Below are 20169 nucleotides of genomic sequence, written 5' to 3'. Positions count from 1 at the left end.
AAAGCGGCATTTGAACAGGAAAAAACATCCCCCGAGCCCCATGCCGAAACCCGGCAGGCACCGGAAGATGATGACATTATGAAACAGGGCTGCACCCTCGCGCGGCCCTTACGGGTATTCACCTTTTGCCGACCAAAGGGTGGGGTAACGTCAGCAGCAATCAAGGCGCATGTCGACCGCCTGGTTCCAGGCAGGCCGAAAGGGTGCCGAAGTGGAAAGGATCACAATGAATTTTACTGTAGAAGACGTCAGCAGCGTCAAGAAGACCCTGCATATCGAAGTGCCGAATGAAACCGTTGTCGGCGAACTGGATGCAGCATACAACCAGCTGAAGAAAACAGCCAAGGTCAAAGGCTTTCGCCCCGGCAAGGCCCCCCGTTCCGTTCTGGAGCGCATGTATAAAAATGATGTCCACGGCGACGTCGTCTCCAAACTGATCCAGTCCGCTCTCATGGAAGCGATCCGTGACAAAGAGTACAGCATCATCGGCCAGCCCGAGCTGGTGGAAGCCCCCGAGCTGGATCCTGCGGCTGATTTCAAGTTCACCGCCTCCGTTGAACTCCGCCCCGAACTCGGCGAGATCAACTTCAAAGAGATGAAAATCACCAAGACCCTTTACAAGGCCACCGACGAAGAGCTCGACGCCCAGCTCCAGATGCTTCGCCGCAACGGCGCCAAGCGAGAGCCCATCGCCGAGGCCCGTCCCGCAGCCGACGGCGACTACGCCGTGCTGACCTACGAGGGTTTCAAGGACGGCGAGTCCTTCGAGAACACCCCCCTCGTGGAAAACCAGCAGATGAAAATCGGTGCTGCGGCCATGAGCAACCAGTTCGATGAGCAGCTCGTGGGCATGAACGCCGGTGACGAAAAAGAGTTCGAGATCACCTACGCCGACACCTACGTCAACTCCAACCTGGCGGGCAACACCCTCACCTTCAAGGTGAAGCTCAACCAGATCCTGGAAGAGGTGCTCCCCGAGCTCACCGACGAATTCGCCAAGACCATGGGTCCCTTCGACTCCATTGACGCCCTGAAGGAAGAGATCGTTAAAAACCTCACCGCCAACTACGAAAAGAGAATGGAGCAGGAGCTCAACGAGCAGATCTTCTCCACCCTCATCGAGCGCCATGAGTTTGACGTCCCCGACATCATGATCGAGTACGAACTCGACGCCATTCTGGCCGAGGCCGAGCGTGCCTTCCAGATGAACGGCATGAGCATCGAGCAGCTTGGCAAGAGCCGCGAAGAGCTCCGTGATCAGTACCGTGAGCTGGCCGACAAGCAGGTTCGCCGTCACCTCCTCCTGGCCGCCATCGTCCAGCAGGAAGAGATGGAACTCACCGACGAAGAACTCGAAGCAGGTTACGCCGATATGGCCGCCATGGTGGGCCAGCCCGTGGACGCCATCCACGCTTTTTACCAGGCCAACCCCGACAAAATCGATGTTTTGAAGCTTACCCTGCTTGAAAAAAAGGCAGTGCGTCTTATTATTGAGATTAGCGACGTTGACGAAGTGGAACCAACGCTCGAAGACGCAGACGCCGCGGAAGCGGACGAAGCGTAACGCCGAATTAAAACCAAGGGCTGCCCTTTGGGGCAGCCTTTCACCAAGGAGGAGACACTCGTGCCACTTATCCCCATGGTAGTTGAGCAGACAAGCAGAGGTGAAAGGTCGTACGACATCTATTCACGACTTCTCAAAGACCGGATCGTTATTTTAGGCACCGCCATCAACGATGAAGTCGCCAACCTGCTGGTGGCGCAGCTACTCTTCCTGGAATCGGAAGATCCTGACAAAGACATCTACCTGTACGTCAACTCCCCGGGGGGGTCCGTAACAGCCGGTATGGCTATTTACGACACCATGCAATACATCAAACCGGAGGTTGCTACCGTCTGTATCGGACAGGCCGCCAGCATGGGGGCCCTGCTCCTGTGTGCAGGGGCCGAGAAAAAACGATACAGCCTTCCCAACTCCCGTATCATGATTCACCAGCCATTGGGTGGAGCCCAGGGCCAGGCGGCGGATATCGAAATCCACGCCCGGGAGATTCTCCGCATGCGCGAAGAACTCAACAACATCCTGGTAACCCACACAGGGCAGCCCTACGACAAAGTTCAGGCGGATACCGACAGGGATTTCTTCATGTCCGGCCTGGAAGCCAAGGAGTACGGCCTCATCGATCATGTCGTCAAGAACAGGGAAGATCTGGCGAACCTTGTAAAATCGGAGGAGTAATCCATGACAAAACAGTCGGACGGAAATGATAAGCTTTTCTGCTCGTTCTGCGGTAAAAACCAGAAAGAAGTCAAGAAGCTCATCGCCGGTCCCGCAGTGTATATCTGCGACGAATGCATCCAGCTCTGCAGCGAGATCATTGAGGATGAAGGCATCAAGGAGCCCCAGAGCCCCGAAGTGCTCTTGACCCCCAAGGAGATCAAAGAGCGACTCGATGAGTATGTCATCGAGCAGGATCGGGCCAAGAAAGTCCTCTCCGTAGCCGTCCGGAACCACTACAAGCGACTGGACTCGGCCATGAGCTCGTCGGAGGTGGAACTTCAGAAAAGCAACATCCTGCTCATCGGGCCCACCGGCTCGGGGAAAACCCTGCTGGCTCAGACCCTGGCGCGCTTCCTGGATGTGCCCTTCACCATTGCCGACGCCACCAGCCTCACCGAGGCAGGCTACGTGGGCGAAGACGTGGAGAACATCATTCTCTCCCTGCTCCAGAATGCGGATTACGACGTGGAACGGGCCGAACGCGGCATTGTCTACATCGATGAGATCGACAAAATCGCCCAGCGTTCCGACAACCCCTCCATCACCCGGGATGTCTCCGGTGAAGGGGTGCAGCAGGCCCTCCTCAAGATCATCGAGGGAACAACGGCCAGCGTCCCCCCCAAAGGGGGCCGTAAGCACCCGCAGCAGGACTTTGTCAAGATCAACACCAACAACATCCTGTTTATCTGCGGCGGTACCTTTACCGGCCTGGAGAAACTGGTCCAGAGGCGAACCGGCGAAAAAGCGCTGGGCTTCGGGGCCACGGTCACCAGCCGACAAGACAAGAGCCTGGGTGAACTCCTCACGATGGTTCGACCGGAAGACCTCATCAAGTTCGGGCTCATCCCCGAATTTCTCGGACGCCTTCCCGTCATCGCCACCCTGAACGAGCTGGGCGAAAACTCACTGATCAAGATCCTGACGGAACCCAAGAACGCACTGATCAAGCAGTTCCAGAAGCTCTTCGAGTTCGAAGACGTGAAGCTCCGGTTCACCGACGACGCGGTGAAGGCCATCGCCCACGAGGCGGTGGAACGTAAGTCCGGTGCCCGCGGCCTTCGGGCCATCCTCGAGCGATCCATGCTTGATATCATGTACGAAATCCCTTCCCTGGAAAACATCAGCGAGTGCGTGATCAATGAAGATGTGATCCTCGAAAAAGAGGACCCCATCATTCTCTACGAAACACCTCAGCAGCAGGCTTGAGGAACACGGAACCCCTCCGCGGAACCACCTGACGTACCGGCGCAGGACCGGCCCCGTCCTTCAGGCCCCCGCGGGTGACTGTTCCCCTGGCCCTCTGGCCGGCACAATCCGGTTGAACGCCCTTTCCGCCCCTTCGCGGTGCGGAAAGGGCCCCGGTTTGATCGGCGATCCCCTGTGGGACCATCCTTTGAACGTGCCCTTCAGGCCGCTGACCCTTCCTCCTCGACCAACTACCTTATCAGATGATGGTGAAGAAGCTCCGATGATCAATATACCGAAGATATTTAAAAACGATGATTCCAGTTCCAGCCGTGTGACGCTTCCGATTCTTCCCCTGCGGGACATCGTGGTTTTCCCCGGAATGGTGGTGCCCCTGTTTGTGGGACGGACCAAGTCCGTCAACGCACTGGCTGAGGCCATGGGAAAAAACAAAACCATTTTCCTGTCGACCCAGCGCATCGCCGGAGTGGACAACCCCGAAGAGCAGGACATCAGCAGTGTCGGAACCGTGGGCACCATCCTTCAGCTTCTCAAACTGCCCGACGGCACGGTCAAGGCCCTGGTGGAAGGCAAGGCCCGAGGCCGCATCGTCTCGTTTATCCCCGGCGAGGAATTCCTGTCCGTGGATGCCGAGCCCATGCCGGAGACCCCGGTGACCGAAGCCGAAGGCGAAGCCCTGTCCCGGGCCGTCATCGATGCCTTTGAAGAGTACACCAAGCTCAACAAGAGCATCTCCAAAGAGCTCATCGGAAAAGTTGCCGCCATCGAAGAATCAGGAAAGCTGGCCGACACCGTCGCCTCCCACCTGCCCTTCAAGGTCGCCGACAAGCAGACCCTTCTGGAAGCGGTGGACATCGGCAAGCGCATGGACATCCTTCTGGGGCTCATCAAGCGCGAAGGCGAAATCTTCGAAATGGGTCAGAAAATTCGCGGTCGAGTGAAAAACCAGATCGAGCAGACCCAGAAAAACTACTACCTCACCGAACAGATGCGGGCCATTAAAAAGGAGATGGGTGCCGACGACAGCGCCGACGACGAACTCCAGGAGCTTGAGCAGCGCATCAAGGGCAAGCGCCTCTCCAAGGAGGCGGCCTTCAAGGTGAAGCAGGAGTTCAAAAAGCTCAAGATGATGTCGCCCATGAGCGCCGAGGCCAGTGTGGTACGAAACTACATCGACTGGATGCTGGACCTGCCCTGGTACAACCGCAGCAAGACCAAGAGCGATCTCACCGAAGCCGAGGCCATCCTCAACAAGGACCACTTTGGCCTGGAAAAGCCCAAGGAGCGCATCCTGGAGTACCTGGCCGTGCAATCCCTGGTCAACAAGGTGCGGGGCCCCATCCTCTGCCTGGTGGGCCCTCCGGGTGTGGGCAAGACCTCCTTGGCACGCTCTGTTGCCCGTGCCACGGGCAGGCGCTTTATCCGCATCTCCTTAGGGGGCGTGCGCGACGAAGCGGAAATCCGGGGACATCGCCGCACCTACGTGGGCGCCATGCCCGGTAAAATCATCCAGAACCTGAAAAAAGCCGGAGTCAACAACCCGGTCTTCTGCCTCGACGAGGTGGACAAGATGAGCACCGACTTCCGGGGAGACCCCTCGTCCGCCCTTCTGGAGGTACTGGATCCCGAGCAGAACAACACCTTCAACGACCACTTCCTTGATGTGGACTACGATTTGTCGGACATCCTGTTCATCACCACGGCCAACACCCTCTCGGACATCCCCCTGCCCCTGCAGGACAGGATGGAGGTGATCCGTATCCCCGGCTACACCGAGCAGGAAAAATACATGATCGCCAAGGACCACCTCATCCCCAAACAGACCAAGATGAACGGCCTGAAAGTGGATGAGATCGACTTTACCCGCCAGGCGGTTTTCGACATCATCCGCAACTACACCCGGGAGGCAGGGGTTCGTAACCTGGAACGGGAGATCTCCGGCGTCTGCAGGAAAAGCGCCCTGGAGGTGGTCAAGAAGAAAGCGAAAAAGCCAGTGAAGATCGTGCCGAAGAAGGTGGAAAAACACCTCGGCCCCATCCGCTTCCGCTACGGGCAGGGAGAAGAGAAGGACCAGATCGGCATTGTCACGGGCCTGGCCTGGACCCAGGTAGGGGGCGAGCTCCTCTGCATTGAAACAGCCCTGATGCCCGGCAAAGGCAACCTCACGGTCACGGGCAAACTCGGGGACGTCATGAAAGAGTCGGCACGGGCCGCGGTAAGCTACGTGCGATCCAAATCCTCAGCCCTGAAGCTCGACGACGATTTCTACAGCAAGGTGGACATCCACATCCACGTGCCCGAAGGAGCCATCCCCAAAGACGGCCCCTCTGCCGGCATCACCATGTGCACGGCCCTTGTCTCCGCCTTTACCAAATACCCCGTGGACAAAGATGTGGCCATGACAGGCGAGATCACCCTCAGGGGACGGGTCCTGCCCATCGGCGGCCTCAAGGAGAAGATCCTTGCCGCCCATCGCGGGGGCCTGAAAAAGGTGATCATCCCCAAAGAGAACGAAAAGGACCTGGAAGAGATTCCGGCCTCCATCCTCAAGCAGATGGAGGTGGTTCCGGCCGACCATCTGGATGACGTGTTAAACGAAGCCCTTATCACGCCTGAAGGAACCAGCCTTTTCACCAGCCCGGAGCTGGCCTGATCCGAGGCAAAAAAAAATAACACCGGGTCACTTTATTCCCTTGACGTGACCCGATGAATATTGCTAAAAAGGCTTCGTTCCTGAGGGCGAAAGCCTTCACGGCAACGGGCGATTAACTCAGTTGGTAGAGTGCGACCCTTACAAGGTTGAAGTCGCAGGTTCGAGCCCTGCATCGCCCACCACCTGCGGGGGTGTAGTTCAGTTTGGTTAGAACGCCAGCCTGTCACGCTGGAGGCCGCGAGTTCGAGTCTCGTCACTCCCGCCACCATAAAAAGAACAAGGGTTCCTTTTTTAAAAAGGAACCCTTTTTTTTATGCCCTGAAAATACCTTTTTCATCCCCCTTACAAAAAAAAGGCCCCGAAGCCATGCCCCGGAGCCTTAAAAAACGATCGTTTCCGCGTTAGTCGCCGGACGCCTCGGGCGATGCCGCAAGGAAATCGGCCAGGGCATTGGCCAGCCCGACGAACTCGGCCACCGTCAGGGACTCGGCCCTTCGGTTCACCGCGATCCCCGCAGCGCCCAGCACCGCCTCGGCCTGTACCGGACTCAGGGGCAGCTCACTGTTGGACAGAGCGTTGCGAAGGTTCTTGCGACGTTTCCCGAAAGCCGCCTTGATCACGGCAAACAATAACGCCTCGTCCGTGGCCACGTGGGGCGGATCGGCAAGGAAGGTCACCTCGATCACCTCAGAGTCCACCTTGGGCCGGGGAAAGAACTTGGAGGCATCCACCCGCACCAGGGTCCGAATCCGCGCACAATAGCCCAGCATGGCCGCCATACGGCCAAAATTCCGAGTTCCCTCAGGGGCCGTGATGCGCTCGGCCAACTCCTTCTGAAACATGAAAAGGGCCTTTTTCACCCAGCGACGCTCACGAATCATCTGCACGAGAATCTGGGACGAGATATTGTACGGGAGGTTTCCCGCCACAATAATGGGCCCCCCGTGGGCCTCGGCGATCTCCGTCAGGCTGACGTTCAGAATGTCTTCATTCAATATCTCCACGTTCTCGGTGCCCGAAGCAAGAAGCTCGGAGCGAAGAACAGGCAGGATCTGGCTGTCTTTTTCAATGGCACATACGCGGGCAGCCCGCTTTGCAAGGGGCACGGTCAAGGCCCCCAGGCCCGGGCCGATCTCCACCACAAGGTCCTCGGGCGCGATGCCCGCGCGCTCGGCGATAAGCTCCGGCACCGAGGGGTCGTTCAAAAAATTCTGCCCAAACTTCTTTTTCGCATGCATATCCCACGCAGCCAGGGTAATTCTAGGCGATGTCATCGTCACTCTCCTCGCCGCATTGGCGATTTCCATCATTCTTGTATCTTGATTTACTGATCACTTTTACACTCGTGTATGTGCCCGCAATCATCTTTCGCGTTAAAAAATAGGTTACAATGGTAGGAATAACAGCCAACACAATACTTCCCGCAAGCATCATGCACGCCACCCCGAAATGGTGAGCAAGAAAGCCTTTGATCCGTTCCAGTTTTTCTGCCAGGGGGATCCCGCTTTCCATCACCCGAATCATCAGGTCGATATTCGGTCCATCCCCGCGGTTCCCGCCGAACAGCCCCACACCGACCTTGTAACTGCTGTAATAAAACAGGGGGATCGTCAACGGATTGGCAATCCAGACCCCTATTGCTGCCGCCGGCTTACTGCCATGGAGAACAAAGGCCAGGACGATTGCTAAAGCCGTATGAAAAGGAATGGTGGGAGTTACACCCACAAACACGCCGATTGCCATTCCCATGGCAATATAGTGAGGATTACCCTGCAACCTCTTAATTTTTTCTAAAAGAGAACAAAAGTGTTTTTTTATTTTGTTCCAATATGTTATATTCTCATTAGACATCAAGGATTTCTGTCCGATCTGATTCATACTTGTCAAATCCCTAAAAAAGCAAAGCCTTAGAAAACAACGTCACATAAACAAAAACTGTAACAACGACCTAATTTTTTTCCCGGGTGGACGTTTTCGTTACAGTGACTGTCGCAGGGTATGGAAAGGGCTGAAACGGCACCGAAATTTTCATGGGCCGATCCACCAATCCATTTTATTTTCGGCGATTTGAAAATACCATGAAACGCATACCCTTTCAACACGATTTGTGCTTTTTCCGCCGTGACGTCCCCACGTTTTCATGATTTTTACTAAAAGGTCCGTTTTTTCCTTTGAAGATTGCTTGACTCTCATAAACAATTAAGTTATCTAACGGGTAATCCTTACTAGAGGATGTCTCTTGATCGATTTCTGTTTTGCCTACAAGCATAAACCATGTTTGTCATGGAGCTCCTGAGCGTGCGTGCTGACGAGAGGGGGGAAATGCGCGTGCAGGGGTGTGCAGATCGGTCGTGTGGTATTCAGACATCCTTCTGGTTGTATATAAACCCAAATAATAAGAAACAAAACAGCACAAGGAGGACATATGTCTGCAGAGACCCCCAACCCCGTTCAGGAAGAGCAAGCACCCGAAACCCCGGCCACCCGTCGTCGCGTACGTACCAAGCCGGTGAGCATTGACTCCCTTTTCAAGACCATCATCAAAAGCTACGATATCCCGTCCCGTCAGGACATCGAAAAGCTCTCTGCTCAGATTGATCGTCTTGAAAAACTGATTCGCCAGACCTCAGGCCGTGGCTACGTCGCCAGCGCCGGAAAAGAAAAAGGCGACCGCTCCGAAATGACTGCATCCGGCACAGTGCTCAAGGTCATTAAGAGCTCACGCAACGGAGCCGACTTCGCTAAAATTCAGGCAAAAACCGGTTTTGAAGACAAAAAACTTCGCAACATCATTTTCCGCCTGAACAAAATCGGCCGCATCAAGCGCAAGACCCGTGGCGTGTATATCGCCGCCTAAAGAGCCGGAAGCTTCATACCGGGCACCTGCCCTCTGACGTCCTTCTTCCAAGTGACGCCCGGTATACACGCTTCAGGGACATGGAAACGGCCCGTGCACTTCGGCATACTCATCCGTGCCGACACCCCTCACCCGCTGTCACCAGACATCGTCGGGTTGAAATCCGGGTGCGCCTGTACGAACCCGCGTTTCCGGGTCCCACATCCATTTCATTTGCTCTTGCCCGATTCAGGATCGTTCTCCCTTACAGGTTGTGGATATCCCGGGCCCCTGGATTTACGCCAGGCACGTACTCGTGCCCCTTTGCATAGCAAACGGGTGATTCCAAGGCCCTTACGCCGTCGCGCACAGGCGATGCACTCCCTTTGCGCCCTGGCGGCCGGTGTGTTGTCCACAACCTGTCAGGGAGGACAACCCCCTTTCCTTCCCCACTGTTTCATCCGAAGAAAACACGAACTCTTTGGCCCAGCCCTCGACAAACGGGCTTGGGATGCCCATCTTATAGAATCGCAGCGCACCTTCACGCGCCCGACCGGATTGTCACGTTAAGGGCCCGAGGCGGCCACAACACATCACCCGGCCCCGCGCCGAGCACGGTGAATCGTCTTTGGTGGCCTTGTCCTGCATGCAACCCGGCGTGCGCAGAACCATAGATTTTGGGATGAACCAGACCATGACACACAACGACCCCTGCAACACCCCCATCCGACCGGGGCAGACCCTCCACGGCTACACCGTCGTCAAGGCGTGCCCCATCCCTGACATCCATGCCTATTATTACGAGCTGAAGCACGATGCCAGCGGGGCGTCCCACATCCACATCAGCGCAGAAGACCGGGAAAACACCTTTTCCGTGGCCTTCAAAACCGTGCCCAAAGACTCCACGGGGGTGGCCCATATCCTGGAGCACACCGCCCTTTGCGGCTCAGAGCGCTACCCGGTACGAGACCCCTTTTTCTCCATGATCAAGCGGAGCCTCAACACCTTCATGAACGCCTTCACCGCGTCGGACTGGACCATGTACCCCTTTGCCAGCCAGAACCGGAAGGACTTCTACAACCTCATGGATGTCTACCTGGACGCCGCCTTCTTTCCCCGCATCGATGAGTTGAGCTTCAAGCAGGAAGGCCACCGCCTCGAATTCGAGGCCGGCAAAGAGGGGGATGAAGAGGCCCTCTCCTTTAAAGGGGTGGTCTACAACGAGATGAAAGGAGCCATGAGCTCCCCCCACCAGGTGCTGGGACGCGCCCTCAACAAGGCGCTCATGCCCGAGACCACCTACGCCAACAACTCCGGCGGGGACCCCGAAGCCATTCCCGACCTCAGCTGGGATGAGCTCAAGGCCTTCCACGCCCGGCACTACCACCCCAGCAACGCCTACTTTTTCACCTACGGGGACATTCCCCTGGCCGATCACCTCAAGGTCATCAGCGAAAAGGTCCTCTCCCGTTTCGAAAAAATCGACCCCAAAACCACGGTGGAGCCCCAGGGGCGCTGGACCGCACCCCGCAAGGTGGTGGAGTACTACCCGGCCGACGAGGAAGAGGGACGGGACAACCGCGCCCAGGTGAGCCTGGTCTGGCTGATCACCGACATCCTCAACACCCGGGAGACCCTGGCCTTCAGCCTCCTCTCCCAGATCCTCCTGGGCAACGCGGCCGCGCCCTTGCGCAAGGCCCTCATCGACTCGAACCTCGGCTCCTCCCTCTGCGACGCCACGGGCTTTGACTCCGATGCCCGGGACGCCTCCTTTGGCTGCGGCCTCAAAGAGACCCGCGTTGAAGACGCCGACGCCATTGAGGCCCTGGTCTTTGATTCCCTGGCGCGCATCGCCGACGACGGCATCGACACGGACCTCATCGACTCGGCCATCCACCAGATGGAGATAAGGCGGCGTGAAATCTCCAACACCCCGTACCCCTACGGCATCAAGATCCTTCTGGGGCTTGCCGGCTGCTGGTTCCACGGCGGGGATCCCGAAAAGCTCCTCCTTTTGGATGACGACCTGAGCGCCATCAAGGATGCCGTCAAACAAGGGGGCTACTTCGAATCCCTCATACGTGAGCGCCTGCTGGAGAACCCCCACCGGGTCCGCTTTACCCTGGCCCCGGACAGCACCCTGGCCGCCAGACAGGCCCAGGAAGAGACGAGCAGGCTGCAAGCCATCGCCCAAAAACTCACCGAGGACGAAAAGAAGAAGATCAACGCCGATGCCCGGGCCCTGAAGGTCCTTCAGGAGGCAGAAGAGGACATCTCCTGCCTGCCCACCTTAGAGCTTTCCGACATCCCGGCCACCATCGACTCGGTCATCCCGGCAAGCAGGAACGGCCAGCGCATCTTCACCTACCCCTGCGCCACCAACACCCTTCTGTACTACACCGGCGTGCTGGAGGCAGGCAGCCTTGACGACGACCTGGTGCCCCTGGTCCCCTTCTTCTGCTCCGCCATCATGAAGGTGGGCACCGCCCAAAAGAACTACGAGGAGCTCGCCCGGGCCATTGCCGCCCACACCGGCGGCATGGGGCTCTCCCCGGCTTCCCGAAGGCGTTACGACGAAAACCGATCCGCCCTGCCCCTCATCGCCGTCAACAGCAAGTGCCTTGCCAGGAACCGGGGGGCCATGTTCGACCTTCTCACCGAAACCCTCACCCAGTACCGGTTCACCGACCTCAAGCGGCTCCGCAACCTCCTTCTGGAGTACCGGGCGTCCTTAGAGGCCGCGGTGGTGCAGAACGGCCACAGCCTGGCCATCTCCCTTGCCAACCGAAACTTCACCGACTCCCTGGCCCTTTCGGAACTCTGGAACGGGGTTGGCCAGATCCGGTACATCAAAGAGATCACCGAGGACCTGGTACGCGGGGACGCCTCCGAAGAGCAGCTGGCCCGCATCGGCGACCAGCTCGCCCGCATCGGCGACGCCTTCCTCAACCGGGGCAACCTGCGTTGCGCCCTGGCCGGAGACGAAGCCACCCTGGCCCGTGCAGAGGCCGATCAGCTTGCCCTGTCCCAGGCCCTGCCCGAGGGCTCCTCGCCCTTGAGCTTTGCCTCGGTACCGGCAACCTGCACCCCGGTCCACGAAGGGTGGGCCACCAACAGCGCCGTCTCCTTTGTGGCCTCCTCCTTTCCCGTGGTCTCCATGGGGCACGAGGACGCACCGGCCCTGTCCATCATCGCCCGGCTCCTCCGCTCCCTCTACCTCCACCGGGAGATCCGGGAAAAGGGCGGGGCCTACGGCGCCTTTGCCGCCTACAGCAGCGAAGAGGGCACCTTCAGCATGGGCTCCTACCGGGATCCCCACGTGGTAAAAACCCTTTCGGCATACGACGGCGCCGCCCGGTACATCACCGGCACCGACTACACCGACGAGGACGTCAAAGAGGCCATTCTCCAGGCCGCAGCCGCCATTGATCGCCCCGAGACACCGGCGGCTGCCGCGCGCAAAGGATTTTTCCGCGAGCTGGTGGGCCTCTCCGACGACACGCGCAAGGCCTTTAAAGAGGGACTCCTGGCCTTGAACGCCCAAAAGGTCCGGGCCGCTGCCGCGCGCTACTTCCCCCCCGAAGCCGACCTGGCGAGTGTGGCGATTATCTCCGGTGCCGACAGGCTCAAGGGACTCTCCGGTCGCCTGGACAAGGAGCTCGAGATTCACACCATCTGATCCGAATCCGGCAGGGGCGTAAGCACCGCCCCTGCCCTCCTCCCTTTCCGACACACACACACCAAGGGTGTGCGTGTCCGTACCCCGCAGGACCACAAACAAACCGACCAACACCCCACACCGCCCCAGATTTAATAAAACTTTCTCATTTTCTCTCATCACAGAAACTCTACACAAGACGCCTCTTACCATTTAAATACAGTTGCTTAGATATACAAACCACTTTCCGCAAAATTTTATTCTCAGATAATAAAGATTTTCTTTGACAATAATTTTTTTTCACTATAAAACCCTATCAGTCAACAGCGGTCATGATTGAAATCACGAGTTAAGGAATAGATCATGAAAGAGACACTTTTCACAGAAAAAGCACCGGCAGCCATCGGGCCCTACTCCCAGGGCGTCGTGACTCCCAACCTTGTCTTTGTTTCAGGACAGCTTCCGGTCGACCCGAAAACCGGAGCGTTTCCCGCAGGAGGCATCGCCTCCCAGACAAGACAATCCCTTCAAAACCTCGCCGAAATCCTCGCATGCAAAAACATGACCCTGGGCCATGTCGTGAAGACCACCGTCTTCCTGTCCAGCATGGACGATTTCAGCGAAATGAACGCCGTCTATCAAGAGATGTTCGGGGAAGGCAACTACCCGGCACGATCGGCCGTCGAAGTGGCACGACTTCCCAAGGACGCCCTGGTCGAAATTGAAGCCATCGCGGTCGTCGGTTAGGCACCGGACATCTCTATCTCTTACGATTCATATAAAATCAGATACATTGGAGGCTAACATCATGGCAATCAAATACGTCGCCGAACCCTTCCGAATCAAAATGGTCGAAACCATCAAAATGCTCACCCGCGAAGAGAGGGTGCAGAAAATCGCCGAGGCGAAATACAACACCTTCAACCTCAAGGGCGAAGATGTCTACATCGACCTGCTCACCGACAGCGGCACCAACGCCATGAGCCAGGAGCAGTGGGCCGGCGTCATGCGCGGTGACGAAGCCTACGCAGGCAGCTCAAGCTACTACAAGCTCCTCGACGCCGCCCGGGACATCACCGGTTACAAGTACATCCAGCCTGTCCACCAGGGTCGTGCCGCGGAAAAAGTACTCTTCGGCGTGATGATGGGAGAGGGCCAGTACTCCATCTCCAACATGCACTTCGACACCACCCGCGCCCATGTGGAGCTTGCCGGGGCACGCGCTGTGGACTGTGTGGTTCCCATCGCCAACGAGCCCTCAAAACGAGCTCCTTTTAAAGGCAACATGGATGTTGAGCGGCTCGAATCCTTAATTAAGGAATACGGCCCCGAGAACGTGGCCCTGGTCATCATGACCGTCACCAACAACTCCGCAGGGGGCCAGCCTGTCTCCATGGCCAACGTCAAAGAGACCGCAGCCATCTGTAAAAAATACGGCATCAAGCTCAACATCGACGCCGCCCGCTACGCGGAAAACGCCTACTTCATCAAGCAGCGCGAAGAAGGGTACGCTGACAAGTCCATCAAAGAGATCATCAACGAGATGTTCAGCTACGCGGACAGCTTCACCATGAGCGCCAAAAAAGACACCATCGTCAACATGGGCGGCCTGTTCGGCGTCAAGGACGACGAGGAGCTCTTCACGGCGTGCAAGGGCCGCACCATCTCCTTTGAAGGCTTCACCACCTACGGCGGTCTCTCCGGCCGTGACCTCGAAGCCCTGGCCATCGGCCTCTACGAAGGTCTCGACGAGGACTACCTCAGGTACCGCATCGGCCAGATGGAGTACCTTGCCTCCCGCCTCGACGACGCCGGCATCGCCTACCAGTCCCCTGTGGGCGGCCACGGTGTCTTCGTAGACGCCAAGGCGCTGTTCCCCCACATCCCCTACAATGAGTTCCCGGGCCAGGCCCTGGCCATCGAGCTCTACATCGAGGCCGGCATCCGAACCTGCGACATCGGCTCCTACATGCTGGGCAACGACCCGGACACCGGCAAGCAGCTCGAAGCCAACTTTGAGTTCACCCGCTTTGCCATCGCCCGCCGCGTCTACACCCAGGCCCACATCGACATCATGGCCGACGCCCTCATCGAGATCAAAAAACGGGCCGACCAGGTCAAAGGCTACCGCATCACCTGGGAGCCCCCCGTCCTGCGTCACTTCCAGGCTCACCTTGAACCCGTAAAATAGTCCACCTCCACATACCTGCAGCCCTTCGGGGCTGCAGGTATTTTTGATTGTCCCGGGCAAAAATCAGCCCAACGCCTTGCGGACACCCCCTACAAACGTGTACCAACCTTTTGTCTTGTTTTTGAACAACACATCCATGGGATGACCGTTCCACCCATGGATGTCGACCGCAGATTATGTTCCGGAAAAGCAGCAATGCAGCTGTATCTTTCCGGAAGCTCTCTCTTTGATTTTTTTCTGGTGTTTTTTGAAGGAGTGAAGCTGTGTCTGAACAAAAGAAGATCAATACGGATCCCGTCGACAGGGATAACTTTGATTCGAGAGTTGGATTCATCCTCGCCTGCATCGGTTCTGCAGTGGGGATGGCAAATATTTGGCTGTTTCCTTATCGGCTCGGGCAATTCGGCGGAGCCGCCTTTCTCATCCCTTACATTCTATTTATTGTCATCATCGGCCTCTTCGGCGTCATCGGAGAGATGTCCTTCGGCAGGGCCATGGGCACCGGCCCCTTAGGCGCCTTCAAAAAGGCGTGTGAGCGTCGTGGGTTCAAGTACGGCGAAGTCTTCGGCATCATCCCGGTCTTAGGCTCGCTGGGCATTGCCATCGGTTACGCGGTGGTGGTGGGCTGGATCCTCCGATTCACCGTGGGCTCCTTCACCGGGGCCGTCACCAGTGCCCCGGACTGCGGCGCCTATTTCGGGCAGATCGCAGGGCCCATGGGCAGCGTCAGCTGGCACCTCCTCGGCCTTGCCCTCACCTTTGCCGTCATGATCCTGGGGATCTCCAACGGCATCGAAAAGGTCAACAAGGTCATGATGCCCGGCTTTTTTATTCTCTTTATCCTGCTGGCCATCCGGGTCTTCACCCTCCCGGGCTCCGGGGAAGGCTACCGGTATCTCTTTGTGGCCAAGTGGGACCTTTTAAAAGACCCCAAAACATGGGTCTACGCCCTGGGACAGGCCTTCTTCTCCCTCTCCCTGGCCGGATCCGGCACCGTGGTCTACGGCAGTTACCTCAAAAAGAGCGAAGACGTGGTAGGCTGCGCCAAGAACGTGGCCATTTTCGATACCCTGGCCGCCCTGCTGGCCGCGGTGGTCATCATCCCGGCCGTCTTTGCCTTCAAGCTTGATGTCACGGCCGGTCCTCCCCTGATGTTCATCACCATGCCCAACGTGTTCAAGATGATGCCGTGCGGCACGCTCTTCTCCATCGTTTTCTTTGTGGCGGTCCTCTTTGCCGGCGTCAGTTCCCTGATGAACCTGTTTGAAACGCCGGTGGAGGCCCTTCAGCAGCGACTCAAGATCTCACGGGTCGCGGCCATCGTCATCATCGCCCTCATCAGCGGCACCGTGGGGCTGATCCTGGAAAACGGGGCCACCTTGAGCACCTGGATGGACATCGTCTCCATCTATCTCATCCCCTTAGGAGCCCTTCTGGCGGGCATCATGTTCTTCTGGGTCTGCGGCCCGGGCTTTGCCAGGGAGCAGGCCCAGACCGGCCAGGACAAAACCATCGGCGCCTGGTTCGAGCCCATGACGAAATACGGCTTCTGCGGAGCCACCATCATCGTCTACATTCTGGGCATCGTCTACGGAGGCATCGGGTAACCCCCATGGCCATCGCCTGCTGATCCCATCCCGTAACCCAAGTGTGGGTTACGGGATTTTTTTTACGCCGGAGTTGCAAAGCCCCTTTATTTTCCGGGGTCTTCCCGGCGTTTAAGCCCAGTTACGCATTGCATCCTTACCGGCGGTGGTATAAGTACAAAAGGGTATCATTCACGCAACAACGTGCAGTCCGACACCAGCTGAGGGGCGAGGGGGCCCTTTCGGGAACCAGGCCGTATCGGCCCGAAGCCCGAGGTACAGGAAAACACGAAGACATGCCAGGCACCGGCGTTTCGCAAGCGTTGAAGCCATGCTGCCGTCATGCTGATAACGGATCCGAGACCATGCTCCGGGGCCATTCCCCCCTTTCCACGGTGGCCGGTAAACGCACCCAACATATCTTGAAAGACAAAAGACCATGAACGACGCCTTAAAACGCCAGTACAGCCTGATCGTGGAATTTCTGGGAAAAGCCCTGGGCCCCGATTTCGAAGTGGTCCTCCACGACACGGAGGATCACATCAACTCCATCGTGGCCATCGCCAACGGGCATATCAGCCAGCGAACCGTGGGGGCCCCCCTGACCGACTTCGGCCTGGAGGTCATCTCCAACGAAAGCTTCAGCGAAAAAAAATACAAGATCAATTACAACGGGGTCTCTAAGGATCATCGCATCCTGAGGTCCTCCACCATGTTCATCCGCGACGACAACAAAAACATCGTGGGTCTTCTCTGCATCAACTTCGATGACCGCCGGTACAAAAACATCAGCGAGCAGATCCTGAAGCTCTGCCACCCGGACATGCTCATCGAGAGCAACAACGCCTACGAATCGGTGGATTCCCTTGTCAACAATGCAGGGGAACGGTTCTACGACTCGGCCATTGAAGAGACGGATGCCGTCATCCAGGGCTACCTGAACAAGCACAACACCTCCATCGACCGACTGGTCCAGGACGACCGCATCGACATCGTGGACATCCTGAACCAGAAAGGGATCTTCAAACTCAAGGGCGCGGTACGCACCGTGGCCAAACAGCTCGGGTGCTCGGAGCCCACCATCTACCGGTACTTGAGCAAGCTGTAGCCGTGCGCCCTGCCCCTATTCATCAGGATGTCAACCGGCGCACCAGCGCCTCTTCGGCCTCCGGGGTGAGGGTCCCCTTGCGGCTGGCCATGTCCACGGTGTGGAGGCACAACGCCTTGTAAAGGGCGGCAAGGCCCGGCTTCATCTCCGCGATCTTGTCCAGGTGGGTGCCGATGGTGTCCACGTCGCCCCTGGCAACAGGCCCGGTAAGGGCCGCCACCGGGCCGACCTTCCGGATGTTGGCCATGGTCCCTTCGATCAAGGGCCCAAGCACGCTCCAGGCGTCCTCTTCCGAAACCCCGGCATCACCGATGAACTGCCAGGCCATGTCCTGGACGGTGACAAAGCAGTTGGAGGCCACCACGGCTGCGGCGTGGTACATGGTCTTGGCCCGGGTCTCGATGGTAAGGCCCCTGGCCCCCAGGTCCGCGGCAAGGCCCAGGGCGAGCTCAACAGACGGCGCGTCCCCTTCAACGGACATGATGATGCCCTCAAAGGGGTTGGTCTCCCGGTCGGCCCCGGCAAAGCTCTGCAGGGGGTGCATGGATCCGATACGGGCCCCGGCAAGCCTGGCCTTCTCCATGATGGTGGACGGCAGTGAGCCGCTGCAGTGAAGGACGGTGGCCCCCTGTTTGAATCCCCCGGCTGCGGCAATGGCCTCGGCCACCTCGGCGATGGTGTCGTCCGGCGTGGTGATAAAGACCAGATCGGCGTCCCGGGTCACGGCCACCGGGTCCGTCGAATACGGGATCCCGGAAACCAGGCCCGCCGCCTTCTCCGCCGATTCGGCGCTGCGGCTCGCCACCCCGCACAGGGGGTATCCCACACGGTCCAGATGGATCACCAGGCTGGTTCCCACTCGTCCACATCCCACCACTGCACATCTTGCTTTCACGTCTACTCCCCCTTCTTTCCAGCTTTTCATTTGGAGCGCACCGGCCCCTGCAGGCCCAACGCCCTTTCCTGCATCGCGGATGCAAGGCCCAACCCTGTTCAACCACAGAACTTCCGGCTGGGCCAACAATGTTCATGCATACTGCAGCTCCGGGAAAAACTCAATTCATTTCCCGGTAACGCCATCTATTGAAAAACATTAAGTATTGACCGGCAATTACCTGTTGCGATACAAGTAGGGGTTGATTTGCACCCCTCCATGCACACGGGACGGCGCAACCGCTTGAAAAATCACTGGGAATCATCCGGACACCGCCCGCAGCCCCATGGCTGTCCCGGGCGCCTTACCTGCCAGTATCCGAGACTCCCACGGTCTTTTTAAGGGCGGCACTTTCGTGCATGCGGCAGGGGGCACCGACCCCATCCCGGAGCGCCGCACACGGGGCCGGCTTTTTCTTTTGAACTTCAAAACGCAGGTACGAAGGCGGTTTAAGCACAGCACATGATACAGCTTATCAAAGGATTCAAAGATGTTCTGCCCGGTGAAATCGAAGTATGGCAGACCATCGAACGCGCAGCCAAAGAGACATTTGAAAACTTCGGGTTCCAGGAACTCCGCCTTCCCATCGTGGAAAAATCGGAGCTCTTTTCCCGAAGCATCGGCGACACCACCGATATTGTGGAAAAGGAGATGTACACCTTTGAGGACGGCAAACGGGGGCACGTGACCCTGCGTCCCGAAGCCACCGCATCGGTGGTCCGGTCCTACATCCAGCACAAGATGTACGCCAAGGACCCCATCCGAAAGTTCTACACCATCGGCCCGATGTTCCGCAGGGAACGCCCCCAGAAAGGGCGCTACCGTCAGTTTTACCAGATCGACGCCGAGGTGTTCGGGATCGACTCCCCGTACCTCGACGCCCAGCTCATCTTCATGCTGGCCACCCTGCTGGAAAAACTCAAGGCCAGGGACGTCAAGGCCCACATCAACTCCCTGGGCTGCCCCTGCTGCCGTCCCAACTTCCAGAAGGCCCTCAAGGACCTCCTCGACGCCAAGAAAGAGAGCCTCTGCGAGAACTGCCTCAGGCGAAGCGAGAAGAACCCCTTAAGGGTCCTGGACTGCAAGGTTCCGTCCTGCCGCGAGGCCGTGGAAGGAGCGCCCTCCATCCTCGACCACCTCTGCGACGACTGCCGCGAGCACTTTGAGACCGTCAAGAGCGTTCTCACGGAAAACGGGGTGGACTATGAGGTGGACACCCGCCTGGTGCGTGGCCTCGACTACTACACCCGCACCGCCTTTGAGGTGCTCACCACCTCCCTGGGCGCCCAGAACGCCGTGGCCGGCGGCGGGCGATATGACGGACTGGTCAAGGCCCTGGGCGGGCCGGAAATACCCGCCATCGGATTTGCCATCGGCTTTGACCGACTGGCGGAGATCGTGGCCATGCAGCAGACCATCGAAGCGGACGGCCCCACCCTTTACATCGCCCCCTTAGGCGATGCGGCCACGGAAAAAGCGGCCACCTGGGCCATGCAGCTGGCCGCCAACGGCGTCTTCTGCGAGGCCGATTTTGCGGGGCGCAGCCTCAAAAGCCACATGAAGCGGGCCGATAAGCTGAACGCAGCCCATGTCCTCATGGTGGGCGACGATGAGCTGGACAGGGGCGTGGCCGCCCTGAGGAACATGGCCACCAAAGAGCAGTGGGATCTTCCCCTGGATGGGCTGGTGGAGACACTGGTCGACCGATTCAACTAA

14 protein-coding genes and 2 tRNA genes are annotated in these 20169 nt (G+C 58.0%); 13 read left to right on the top strand and 3 right to left on the bottom strand.

Annotated elements, in window-relative coordinates; genetic code table 11:
• Window positions 1-226: 226 nt before the first annotated feature.
• From tig to ACOYW0_RS14955, 6 genes are all read left to right on the top strand, one after another.
• Entirely contained in the window at window positions 227-1564 is a 1338-nt protein-coding gene (tig, locus tag ACOYW0_RS14980) for a trigger factor (RefSeq protein WP_482414650.1), read from the top strand.
• 60 nt (window positions 1565-1624) lie between these two features.
• Entirely contained in the window at window positions 1625-2239 is a 615-nt protein-coding gene (gene clpP, locus ACOYW0_RS14975; protein WP_482414649.1) for an ATP-dependent Clp endopeptidase proteolytic subunit ClpP, read from the top strand.
• Window positions 2240-2242: 3 nt separating this feature from the next.
• Window positions 2243-3487 carry an ATP-dependent Clp protease ATP-binding subunit ClpX gene (clpX, locus tag ACOYW0_RS14970; protein ID WP_180137232.1) on the top strand — a complete coding sequence of 415 codons (1245 nt, stop codon included), beginning with the start codon at window positions 2243-2245 and terminating at the stop codon, window positions 3485-3487.
• A 262-nt stretch (window positions 3488-3749) separates the two neighbouring features.
• Entirely contained in the window at window positions 3750-6140 is a 2391-nt protein-coding gene (gene lon / locus ACOYW0_RS14965) for an endopeptidase La (protein WP_482414648.1), read from the top strand.
• A 106-nt stretch (window positions 6141-6246) separates the two neighbouring features.
• Window positions 6247-6322: transfer RNA gene (locus ACOYW0_RS14960), tRNA-Val, on the top strand.
• A 5-nt stretch (window positions 6323-6327) separates the two neighbouring features.
• A tRNA-Asp gene (locus ACOYW0_RS14955) sits at window positions 6328-6405 on the top strand.
• A 136-nt stretch (window positions 6406-6541) separates the two neighbouring features.
• Here the strand turns inward: ACOYW0_RS14955 and rsmA are convergent.
• Window positions 6542-7414: a 16S rRNA (adenine(1518)-N(6)/adenine(1519)-N(6))-dimethyltransferase RsmA gene (gene rsmA / locus ACOYW0_RS14950; protein WP_482414647.1), complete on the bottom strand. Its 873-nt coding sequence runs from the start codon at window positions 7412-7414 to the stop codon at window positions 6542-6544.
• Complete coding sequence (locus ACOYW0_RS14945; RefSeq protein WP_482414646.1) at window positions 7401-8018, bottom strand: DUF2062 domain-containing protein; 618 nt, start codon at window positions 8016-8018, stop codon at window positions 7401-7403. The genes rsmA and ACOYW0_RS14945 overlap by 14 nt, the downstream gene beginning before the upstream one ends.
• Before the next feature lie 547 nt (window positions 8019-8565).
• Between ACOYW0_RS14945 and ACOYW0_RS14940 the strand changes: the two genes are divergently transcribed.
• The 6 genes from ACOYW0_RS14940 to ACOYW0_RS14915 all read left to right on the top strand — a co-directional run bounded on the left by ACOYW0_RS14940 (window position 8566) and on the right by ACOYW0_RS14915 (window position 17519).
• Complete coding sequence (locus ACOYW0_RS14940; protein WP_482414645.1) at window positions 8566-8997, top strand: hypothetical protein; 432 nt, start codon at window positions 8566-8568, stop codon at window positions 8995-8997.
• Between the two features lie 673 nt (window positions 8998-9670).
• Entirely contained in the window at window positions 9671-12655 is a 2985-nt protein-coding gene (locus ACOYW0_RS14935) for an insulinase family protein (RefSeq protein WP_482414644.1), read from the top strand.
• 342 nt (window positions 12656-12997) lie between these two features.
• The gene (locus ACOYW0_RS14930; protein ID WP_482414643.1) at window positions 12998-13381 is read left to right on the top strand and encodes a RidA family protein; all 384 of its coding nucleotides are present in this window, start codon (window positions 12998-13000) and stop codon (window positions 13379-13381) included.
• Window positions 13382-13442: 61 nt separating this feature from the next.
• Window positions 13443-14825, top strand: a complete 1383-nt coding sequence (locus ACOYW0_RS14925; protein ID WP_482414642.1) for a tryptophanase — start codon at window positions 13443-13445, stop codon at window positions 14823-14825.
• Window positions 14826-15088: 263 nt separating this feature from the next.
• Complete coding sequence (locus tag ACOYW0_RS14920) at window positions 15089-16432, top strand: sodium-dependent transporter (protein ID WP_482414641.1); 1344 nt, start codon at window positions 15089-15091, stop codon at window positions 16430-16432.
• 418 nt (window positions 16433-16850) lie between these two features.
• Window positions 16851-17519 carry a helix-turn-helix transcriptional regulator gene (locus tag ACOYW0_RS14915; RefSeq protein ID WP_482414640.1) on the top strand — a complete coding sequence of 223 codons (669 nt, stop codon included), beginning with the start codon at window positions 16851-16853 and terminating at the stop codon, window positions 17517-17519.
• A 22-nt stretch (window positions 17520-17541) separates the two neighbouring features.
• Here ACOYW0_RS14915 and ACOYW0_RS14910 read toward each other — a convergent pair whose 3' ends face one another.
• Window positions 17542-18414, bottom strand: a complete 873-nt coding sequence (locus ACOYW0_RS14910; protein WP_482414639.1) for a Rossmann-like and DUF2520 domain-containing protein — start codon at window positions 18412-18414, stop codon at window positions 17542-17544.
• 501 nt (window positions 18415-18915) lie between these two features.
• Here ACOYW0_RS14910 and hisS point away from each other — a divergent pair.
• On the top strand, window positions 18916-20169 hold the full coding sequence (hisS, locus tag ACOYW0_RS14905) for a histidine--tRNA ligase (protein WP_482414638.1): 1254 nt from the start codon (window positions 18916-18918) through the stop codon (window positions 20167-20169).

This window comes from Desulfoluna sp. HI9BLuna (genome assembly GCF_056829775.1).
Note: the sequence above shows the minus strand (reverse complement) of the source record. Positions and strands in the feature narration are given on the sequence as shown.